The organism is Polaromonas sp. (genome assembly GCF_029945895.1).
GTDB lineage: Bacteria > Pseudomonadota > Gammaproteobacteria > Burkholderiales > Burkholderiaceae_C > Polaromonas.
The window spans coordinates 1-9,504 of record NZ_JAQSDL010000102.1 but is presented as its reverse complement, the minus strand read 5'-3'; the positions used below and the strand labels follow the sequence as shown (position 1 = coordinate 9,504).

Annotated in this window: 9 protein-coding genes; all 9 read right to left on the bottom strand. The window is 67.2% G+C overall.

The window, feature by feature from the left end; genetic code table 11:
* A partial coding sequence (locus PSV33_RS15120; protein ID WP_300563057.1) for an ATP-dependent DNA helicase occupies nucleotides 1–2,150 on the bottom strand: 2,150 nt, incomplete at its 3' end.
* A gap of 120 nt (nucleotides 2,151–2,270) precedes the next feature.
* Nucleotides 2,271–2,696 carry a potassium channel family protein gene (locus PSV33_RS15115; protein WP_300563056.1) on the bottom strand — a complete coding sequence of 142 codons (426 nt, stop codon included), beginning with the start codon at nucleotides 2,694–2,696 and terminating at the stop codon, nucleotides 2,271–2,273.
* A 95-nt stretch (nucleotides 2,697–2,791) separates the two neighbouring features.
* On the bottom strand, nucleotides 2,792–4,354 hold the full coding sequence (locus tag PSV33_RS15110) for a cobyric acid synthase (protein ID WP_300563055.1): 1,563 nt from the start codon (nucleotides 4,352–4,354) through the stop codon (nucleotides 2,792–2,794).
* A complete protein-coding gene (locus PSV33_RS15105; RefSeq protein WP_300563054.1) occupies nucleotides 4,351–5,382 on the bottom strand; it encodes an aminotransferase class I/II-fold pyridoxal phosphate-dependent enzyme in 1,032 nt (343 codons plus the stop codon). Before PSV33_RS15105 ends, PSV33_RS15110 begins: the two co-directional genes overlap by 4 nt.
* Complete coding sequence (cbiB, locus tag PSV33_RS15100) at nucleotides 5,364–6,419, bottom strand: adenosylcobinamide-phosphate synthase CbiB (RefSeq protein WP_300563053.1); 1,056 nt, start codon at nucleotides 6,417–6,419, stop codon at nucleotides 5,364–5,366. Before cbiB ends, PSV33_RS15105 begins: the two co-directional genes overlap by 19 nt.
* A 2-nt stretch (nucleotides 6,420–6,421) precedes the next feature.
* Nucleotides 6,422–7,003 carry a cob(I)yrinic acid a,c-diamide adenosyltransferase gene (cobO, locus tag PSV33_RS15095; protein WP_300563052.1) on the bottom strand — a complete coding sequence of 194 codons (582 nt, stop codon included), beginning with the start codon at nucleotides 7,001–7,003 and terminating at the stop codon, nucleotides 6,422–6,424.
* Between the two features lie 13 nt (nucleotides 7,004–7,016).
* Complete coding sequence (locus PSV33_RS15090) at nucleotides 7,017–7,784, bottom strand: ABC transporter ATP-binding protein (RefSeq protein ID WP_300563059.1); 768 nt, start codon at nucleotides 7,782–7,784, stop codon at nucleotides 7,017–7,019.
* Between the two features lie 23 nt (nucleotides 7,785–7,807).
* On the bottom strand, nucleotides 7,808–8,827 hold the full coding sequence (locus PSV33_RS15085) for an iron ABC transporter permease (protein ID WP_300563050.1): 1,020 nt from the start codon (nucleotides 8,825–8,827) through the stop codon (nucleotides 7,808–7,810).
* On the bottom strand, nucleotides 8,824–9,504 hold a 681-nt coding region (locus PSV33_RS15080), incomplete at its 5' end, for an ABC transporter substrate-binding protein (protein ID WP_300563048.1). The genes PSV33_RS15080 and PSV33_RS15085, both read right to left, overlap by 4 nt.

Below are 9,504 nucleotides of genomic sequence, written 5' to 3'. Positions count from 1 at the left end.
TTTTGCAGCCCCGGGTACAGGTAGGTGTAGTCGTACCCCTTGCCGAAACTGGTCTCCATGCGCTGCTTGATCTGTTCGTTGACCGGGTTGATCTGCGGCAGCCCCAGAGTAGCGACAAAAGCGCCGATCAGGCGTTTGCCCGGCAGGTCGATGCCCTCGGCAAACGCGCCGCCCAGCACGGCAAAGCCGATGCCGCGGGTGTCGGTCTTGAAACGATCAAGAAAGCCCCGCTTGGCGCTTTCCTCCATGCCGCGCGACTGCTCCCAGACGGGGATGGCCGGGTAACGCGCTTTGAACAGCTCGGCCAGTTGCTGCAGGTAGTCGAAGCTGCTGACAAAACTCAGGTAGTTGCCGGGCGCTGCCGTGTATTGCCGCGCCATCAGGTCGACCATCGGTGACAGCGAATGCCCGCGATGCTGGAAACGGGTGGACACGTCGTCCACCACCTGCACCGACAGCTGCTCGGCCCGGAACGGCGAGGCCACATCGATCCAGGCGGTGTCTTCAGGCAGGCCCAGCATGTCGCTGTAGTAGTGCGCCGGGCTCAGGGTGGCCGAAAACAGCGCCGCCGAACGTGCCGCCGCAAACCGCTGCGAGAGAAAACCCGCCGGCACGACGTTTCGCAGGCACAGGACGGCACCGCCCCCGCTACTCGCAGCATCGGTGATGTCGAACAGCGAATGGGTATCGAGCAGCTCGGCCATGCGTGAAAAGTGCAGCACCTCGAAGAAAAAATCCTGCAGCCTGCCGTCGATGCCGGCCGGGTGATCCGCCAGGTGGTCCAGAATGGCGCTGGCCGTCTGCTGCAGCGCGCCGCGAAAAGCCTGCGGCACCTCGTCGTACACCTGGTAGGCCTCGGCCTGGTCCTGGTGCAGTTCGTGCCAGCTGCGCTGCAGGCGGTCCAGCACACGCCTGATGGCCACCGGCGCACCCTGGCGAGCCAACAGCAGGCGGGCCGGGTCCAGCTCCGCCGAATACATCTTGCGCGCGCGCTCGACCAGGTTGTGCGCCTCGTCGACCAGCACGCTGACACGCCACTGATTGGCCAGCGTCTGCGCGTACAGCATGGCGTTGATGTCGAAGTAGTAGTTGTAGTCGCCGATGACCACATCGCTCCAGTGCAGCAGGTCCTGGCCGAGGTAATACGGGCAGACTCCGTGGGCCAGCGCCACCTCACGCAGTGCGCCCTGGTCGAGCGGGCCGGCCAGGGCCACGGCGGCGCGGCGCGCTGCCGGCAGGCGGTCGTAAAAACCCTGGGCCAGCGGGCAGGCGTCGCCGTGGCAGGCCTTGTCCGGGTGTTCGCAGGCCTTGCCCTTGGCCACCAGTTCCAGCACGCGCACCGGCAGCGCCGGCGCACTGCGCTGGATGCGAGTCACGGCGTCGAGCGCGAGCTGGCGGCCCGGCGTCTTGGCCGCGAGGAAAAACACCTTGTCGAGTTGCTGCGTCGGGCAGGCCTTGAGCAGCGGAAACAGTGTGCCCACGGTTTTGCCGATGCCGGTGGGCGCCTGCGCCATCAGGCAGCGGCCGCTGCTGGCCGACTTGTAGACGGCTTCGGCCAGGTCGCGCTGGCCGGGGCGAAAATTCTCGTGCGGAAACGCCAGTGTCTGCAGCGCCTCGTTACGCGCGGCGCGGTGCGCCATCTCCTGGCGCGCCCAGTCGAGGAAACGGTCGCACTGTTCTTCAAAGAACACTTCCAGCTCGGCGGCGCTGAAGGCTTCGGCCAGCAGGGTTTCGTCCTGCGTGGCGATGTTGAAATACACCAGCGCCAGCTTGACCTGGGGCAGGCCCTCTTTCTGGCAGAGCAGGTGGCCATAAATCTTGAGCTGGGCCCAGTGCAGATGCCGGTGGTTGGCGCGCATGGCCTCCAGGTCGCCACGGAAGGTCTTGACCTCTTCGAGCTGGCCGAGTTCGGGGTCGTAACCGTCGGCGCGGCCACGCACCAGCAAGTCCTGGTAGGCCCCACTCAGGCTGACTTCGGTCTGGTAATGCGCCGGCCGGCGCATCGCCACCATGCGGTGACCCGCCATGCCTTCGAGGGCCGACGGCGAGGGCGTAAAGCGCAGATCGAGGTCGCCCTGTTTCGCCGTGAAATCACACAGCGCACGCACGGCCACCACATAGGGCTTGTCCTTGTCGATGGCGGTCGTCATGGAAGGCGGTTGGTGTCAGGCAGCAGGGACTGCGGAACTGTATGAATAATCAGTATTGTAGCCACCCCCGCAGCGATGCCGCTACATCCGGTTGGCGCACCGGAGGCGCACCTTCGCAAATTACTTCGCGTTCCAGAACTTCTGCATCTCGACAAAAAGAAAGGACGCTGTCCAGGTGATCAGCACCAGGCCGGTCAATGACTCGATGCCCGTCAGGAAACGCAGGTCACCGGTGGGCTGGATGTCGCCGAAGCCCAGCGTGGTGAAGGTCGTGAAGGAAAAATACACGCAGTCCATCAGGCTGCCATCGAAGCTTCCTTTCAGGCGACCCCATTCGCTGGCGTGGTGCATGAAGTAGTAGGCAAAGGCAAACACCCAGACCTCCACCGCGTGGGCCATCAACGCACCGCCGACGCCCAGCAGGATGCGCAGGCGATGGCGGAGTTTCACCCGGGCCAGCAGCAGGGTGAGCCGCAGCAGGCATTCGTAGTGAATGATCACGGCGAGGGATACGACGGCAATATTGGCCAGGACCACAATGAACACGGCTATCCTTCGGACGCTTGTTTGAGAAAACGAAGGCCTCCCCCTGGAGTGCGGGAAGCCAGTGCACGGCAACTATAAGCCCGCGCAGCGGCCTGTCAGGCGGTGCGCACGGGCGCCGGTGCGATCAGCGCGTCCAGGACCCCCGCGTCAAAATGCCTGCCGATGTAGTCGGCCAGGCCCTCAAACACCGACTCCAGCGTCGGCGTGCTGGCCCCGAACAGCGCGTGCAACACGGCAGGGTCTTCAAACAGCCCATGCAGGTAGACACCCAGCACATTGCCGCTGCCGTTTTGCCAGGCCAGCCCGCCGGGCAGCACCGCCTGCGCCACATCGCCGGCGGCGGCCATGGCGCTGTGCGGCGCGGTCTGGCCGTGGTGAATTTCGTAGCCCTGCACCTGCACACCGGACAAGGCCGCCCACGGGCCACCGACCGATGCAAAACGCGCCTGCCGGTGTTGCACGGTCTTGCCGGCCTCGAACAGCGTGACCACCGGCAACAAGCCCAGGCCCGGCCCGTTGCCGTCGATGCCGTGCGGATCGATCAGCGCCTCGCCCAGCATCTGCAGCCCGCCGCAGATGCCCAGCACGGCGCCGCCGCGCCCGGCATGCGCGGCAATCGCGCTGTCCAGCCCCTGATCGCGCAGCCAGGCCAGGTCGCCACTCGTGTGTTTGGAGCCGGGCAGGATGATCCAGTCGGAAGCCGCCAGGCCAGCGAGTTCGCCCGGGCTGCGGACCCACTTCAGGTGAATGCCGGGCACATTCTTGAGCGGCTGGAATTCGTCGAGGTTGCTGATGCGCGGGTAGGCAATCACGGCCACCGTTCGGGTCACCGCGCCGGAGGCTTTGCTCCGATCATCAAAAACACCGTCTTCCTCGGGCAGTCCGTGTTGCCACCACATCGGCAAGGTCGCCACCGTGGGCACACCGGTCAGGTCCTGCAGCATCTGCGGACCAGGTGCCAGCAGGCTGGCGTCGCCGCGGAACTTGTTCAGCACAAAACCCTTGATCAATGCCTGTTCGGCTGCATCGAGCATGGCCCAGGTGCCGTACAGGTGCGCGAAGGCGCCGCCGCGGTCGATGTCGGTGACCAGCAGGCAGGCGGCATGGGCGTGTTGCGCCACCCGCATGTTGACGATGTCGCTGTCCTTGAGATTGATCTCGGCTGGCGAACCCGCGCCTTCGATGACCACGACGTCGTTTTCTTCCAGCAGGTCGTCGAGCGCCTGCGCAATCACCGGCCAGACCGAGGCACTGCGGCCGCGCCAGGCCATGCGCGAGAGTTCGGCGTTGACCTGCCCCATCAGGATCACCTGGCTGTGTGTGTCTTTCTCGGGCTTCAGCAGCAGCGGGTTCATACGGACGTCAGGTACCGCCCTGGCCGCCAGCGCCTGAAAATATTGGGCGCTGCCGATCTCACCACCGGAGGACCAATTTTCCGCCGGGCCGCCCCAAGGAAAATTAGCCCCCTCGGGGGGCAGCGACGACACGCCAGTGCGGAGCGTGGGGGCCACTACCCTGGCGTTGTTGCTCATGTTCTGCGCCTTGAAGGGCGCGACCTTCAGGCCCTGGTTGGCGTAGTAGCGACACAGCGCGGTGGTCAGCCAGCTTTTGCCGGCGCCGCTGGTGGTGCCCAGAACCATCACGCTTCTGGCAGTCATGTTGCTTTCCTGATGATGTGTTGCCACGCATTGTGCAATGCGTCCTGCGCGGCCGGTGCCAGCACACCCAGCCGTACCAGCCCCGGCAAACCGAAAGACGTGGTGTCGCGCAGCTTGATGCCCTGCCCGCGAAGTTCGGTCAAAGCCTGCGCCAGGCTCATGCCTGGCGGCAGCTGCGGCCGTGCGCAGAAAAAATTGGCGTCACTGGGCAGGCAGGTCCAGCCCATGACTTCGCACAGCGCGATCTGCCGCGCTTTCCATTCACGCAGCGTGGCCAGGCTGGCGGCCAGCCAGGCTTGCACCTCGGGCGTGGTCCAGGCCTGCAGCATGGACACGCCATGGGCGCCCACCGGCCACGACGGCGCCAGGGTGTCGAGCTGCACCACCGCATCGCCGGCATCGGGTGGCGCGATCACATAGGCCGCACGTACGCCGGTCAGGCCCAGCGCCTTGTTCGGTGTCCACAGTTGCCAGAAATTTTGCAAGGCCGCGTCGGACAGCGCCAGGGCGCCTTCAAGCCGCAGCGGCTCGTAGGCGAGGTCCAGCACACACAATGCCGACGGATTGGTCAGCTGATCTAACCCCGAATACGCCGCACCCAGCGGACTCGACGGGTCGCAGGCCCAGCGCAGTTGCGCCTGCGCCGGCTGCGCCACCAGCGGCAGCCTCCACGCCTGCGCGGCCTGCGCATAGTCGCCGTAGCTGTGCGGTGGAAGCCAGACTGCCGTGGCGCCGCGCTGCACCGCCAGCGCGGTGATACGAAAGATGAACTCGCTGGCGCTGCCGGCCAGCAGCACACGTTGCAGATCGACCTGGTGGAAGGCGGCGAGCTGCCGACGCAAGGTGTCATACCCGGCATCGGGGTAGCGGCCGGCGTCGGCCTGCTGCACCGCGGCCAGCGCCGCCGGACAGGGTCCGCCGGCGTGGCTGTTGGTGGAAAAATCAAACTGCGGAACACCGGCAGCGTCGGGACCGCCGTGCACGCGTTGGAAAGCCGGCGCGCCGCGACTCATGGGGCGAGCGTCCATGCCGTTCCAATAGCTATCAAAACAATAGCTGCCTCCGCAGACAGCACAAGGGCAAACACTGTTTTTGATGCATAACGCTGGGCCAGAGCCGTGTCTGCGGGCCGGGGCGGCCGCCCCGCCGCGTTGAGTGTGTAGATGCCGGGCTTGCGCAGGCTGACGCCCAGGGCCAGGGCCATGGCCGCCATCGGCCAGCCGCTGTTGGGCGACGGGGTTCTGGCGGCTTCCCGACGCAGCGCACCGCGCGGCAGGCCGCGCGCCACCCGGGCCAGCAGCCAGGCCGTCAGGCGCGCGGGCAGCCAGGACAGGACGTCGTCGGCACGCGCCGCCCACTTGCCTGCCCACTCCCAGTGACGGCCGCGGTGCATGCCGCGGTAGCCCCACATCGCATCGGCGGTGTTCGCGAAGCGGTAGATGGCGGCGCCGGGCAGGCCCAGCAACACAAACCAGAAGACCGGCGCAACGACAGAGTCGTTGAGGTTTTCGGCGAGGGACTCGATCGCGCTTTCGCGCACTTCGCTGTCGCTCAGCAGCGCGGTGTCGCGGCTGACCAGCCAGGACAGGCGCTCGCGCCCGGCCGCCAGCGATTGCTGCAGCGCGGCCTCGACCGCGCCGACCTCGTGATGCAGCATGCGCCAGGACAACATGCATTTGAGCAGCCAGCCCATCAGCAGCAGCGCCAGCAAGGCGACCAGCGCGGTCTGCAGGCCAGGCGCCGCAACAAGGCGGGCGACCTGCGCAAAAGCCAACGCCTGCAGCACCCAGGCCAGTGCGCCCACCACCCCCACGCCCAGCCACCAGGCCAGGGTGCCGGATACCAAGGCCGGTGCCGGCGGCAAGGAGGAAACGACGCGTCCGCACACCTCGAGGTAATGCCCCATGGCCACCACCGGGTGCCAGGCGGCGCGCGGCTCGCCCCAGCGCGCGTCAATCCACAGGGCCAGCAGCAACACCAGCACGAAGGCCAGCACCCATGCCACGCAGGCAGTCAGCACGGCCACGCTGTGCACCGCCTGAAAAGTGTCCCAGGCCAGCAGCATCTTCAGTCTTCGATGCCACGCTGCGCGGGGATGCCCGCCTTGAACGCATGTTTGACCAGGCTCATCTCGGTCACGGTGTCGGCGAGTGCGATGATTTCGGGCGGGCAGCGCCGGCCGGTGATCACCACATGCACGTCCTTCGGCCTGTCCTTCAGGGTCTGCAGCACATCGTCCAACGGCATCCAGCCGTAGATCAGCGGGTAGGTCAGCTCGTCGAGCACGACCATGAAGTTGTCGCCGCTCAGGATCGCGGCCTTGGCCTTTTCCCAGCCGTTGCGCGCCAGTTGCGCCGAGTGTTCCAGGTCCTGGCTTTTCCAGCTGAAGCCGTCGCCCAGGCCTTCGATGGGAATGCCCAGCTGTTCGAACATGCGGTGCTCGCCAAAACGCGCGCTTGGCACCTTCATGAACTGGAAGATTTTCACCGCCTTGCCATGCACATGGTGGCGGCCGTGCGCGCGCAACGCGAGTCCAAACGCCGCCGTGCTTTTGCCCTTGCCGTCACCGGTGTTGACGATCAGCAGGCCGCGGCGTTCGCCCTCGGGTTTGTCGTAGGGCTTGTCGGTGGGGGGAGTTTCGATGTTCATGGGGGAAGGTCTTTCAGATTCTTGGCACGGCCAGCCACTGGCCGGCCAGCTGGTGCACGGCGATGCGGTGATCAAACACGTGTTCCAGCGCGCGGTGCGTGGCCGCGTCGCCGCAGGCGCCCTGGTGCGCGATGCGGCCCTGGTCCATCAGCACCAGTTCATCAGCCTGCAGCGCAAACGAGATTTCATGCAGCACGCTGACCACGGTTTTGCCTTCGGCCACCAGGGCGCGCACCATCAGCAGCCAGTCGGTCTGGTGCGGCGGATCGAGGTTGGCCAGCGGCTCGTCCATCAGCAGCACCTGCGCCTCGACGGCCAGCGCACGCGCCAGCAACACGCGCTGGCGCTCGCCACCCGAGAGCTGGCCCAGGGCGCGGGCGCGCCAGTCCCAGGCCTGCGTGGCACGCAGGGCGCGCTCGACGGCGGCGTGGTCGGCGGCGCTGGGTGGCGCCAGCCAGGCCTGGTGCGGCAGGCGGCCCAGCATGGCCACGTCGTAAGCTGTCAGGTCGTCGGCCGAACTTTCATTCTGGCCCAGCCAGGACAGCTGCTGCGCACGCTGGCGACCGCGCAGGCCGGCCAGCGGCTGGCCCAGCAAGGCCACCTCGCCGTGGTGCGGCAGCAGGCCCGCCAGCACCTTGAGCAGGGTGGACTTGCCGGCGCCGTTGGGCCCGACGATGCTGGTCCAGCGTGCAGCGGGCAGCGCCAGCGAGATGTCGTGCAATACCTCGACATGTCCGAGGCTGGCCCTGATGGAGCGGGCGGAAATAGCTACTGAATTCATAGCAACTGGAGAGGTGGTTTGCATCACAGCCCTGCCCCTCTTCCGGTGTGCCGGTGCATCAGCCAGAGCAGGTAGCCGCCGCCCAGCACCGCCGTCAGCACGCCCACCGGCAGCTCCTGCGGCGCCACCAGCCAGCGTGCCAGGATGTCGGCGGCCGTGAGCAGCACCGCACCCATCAGGGCGGCCAGCACAGTCAGGCGGCCGTGGGTGGTCTTGACGACGGAGCGCACCAGGTGCGGCGCGGCCAGGCCGACAAAAGCAATCAGCCCGGTCTGCGCCACGGCGGTGCCGGTGGCGAGCGCCAGCACCGCCACCAGCGCCACCCGCATCTGCGGCAGGCGCAGGCCCAGGCTTTGCGCGGTGGCTTCGCCCAGCGCCAGGCCGTCGAGCACATGGCTCATCATCCAGGCGGCCAGCACGCTGAAGGCGAGCACCACCGCCATCACGGCACAGGCGGTCCAGCCGACAAAACCTGTGCTGCCCAGCATGAAGGACTGCATGGCCTGCATGATCTCGGGCGTGAGCAGCAGGATCAGCGAGGTGATGGCGCCCAGCACCACACCGACAATCACGCCGGCCAGCAGCAGGCGCAGCGTGTGCTGCACGCCCTTGGCCAGCAGCAGGGTCAGCAGCACGGCCAGCACCGCGCCGACAAAGGCCGCGCCGGTGAGGCCGATGCGCGCCAACCAGTGCATCGCCAGCGGCGACACGCCAAACAGCGCCATGGCCAGGGCCACGCCCAGTGAGGCGCCAGAGGCGCTGCCCAGCAGGTAGGGGTCAGCCAGCGGGTTGCGAAACAGGCCTTGCGCCACCGCGCCGGCCAGGCCCAGCAAGGCGCCGGCCAGCCAGGCGCCCACGGTGCGCGGCAGCCGGATCTCGCGCACGATCTGCAGGGCCTGTGCGTCGCTCCACATGTTGCGCACACTTTCAAAACCGGTGCTGCCCACACTCACACCCAGCAACAGCAGGGCCGCACTGGCCAGCAGCAGGCCGCCGGCCAGCAGCAGGGCCAGGCGGTGCTGATCGGGAAAACGCGCACTCATGGTACGGGCGGCGCCTTGTCTTCCAGGCAGCGGGCCATCAGGCGGGCCGCCTCGGCCATGCGCGGGCCGGGTCGTACCACCACGTCGGATTCGTCCACGCCGTAAACACAGATGCGTTGCTCCTTCACCGCCTTGATGCTGCCCCAGCCGGGGTAGGAGGCCATGGCCTGCATGCTGCGGTTGCCGACCATGATCACGTCGGGGTTGGCGCGCACCACGAACTCGGGATTGAGCCGTGGGAAGGGACCCAGCGCTGCCGGCACCACGTTTTTGACACCGAGGCGCGTGAGCGTTTCGCCGATGAAGGAGGACTCGCCGGCGGCATAAGGCCCGCGGTTGACTTCAAAATACACCCGCGCGCGCCTGGCCCGGGGTGACAGCGACTGCGCCGCCGCCGAGATGCTGGTGTCGATGGTGCGCCACAGGCGGTCCACCCCCTGCGCCTCGGGAATGTCAAGCAGCACTCCGATTTTCCCGAGCACGCGCCGCACGTCGGCGTGGCTCCGGGGCTCCAGCGCGACGACCTTGATGCCCAGCGACTCCAGGCGCTGGCTGGCGCGTGACGACGTGGCCAGCAGCACCACGTCAGGCCGCAACGCCACGATGCCTTCGATGTTGGGGTCCAGCCCGCCGCCCAGCACCGGCAGGCTGCGCACGCTGGCCGGGTAATTCGAATA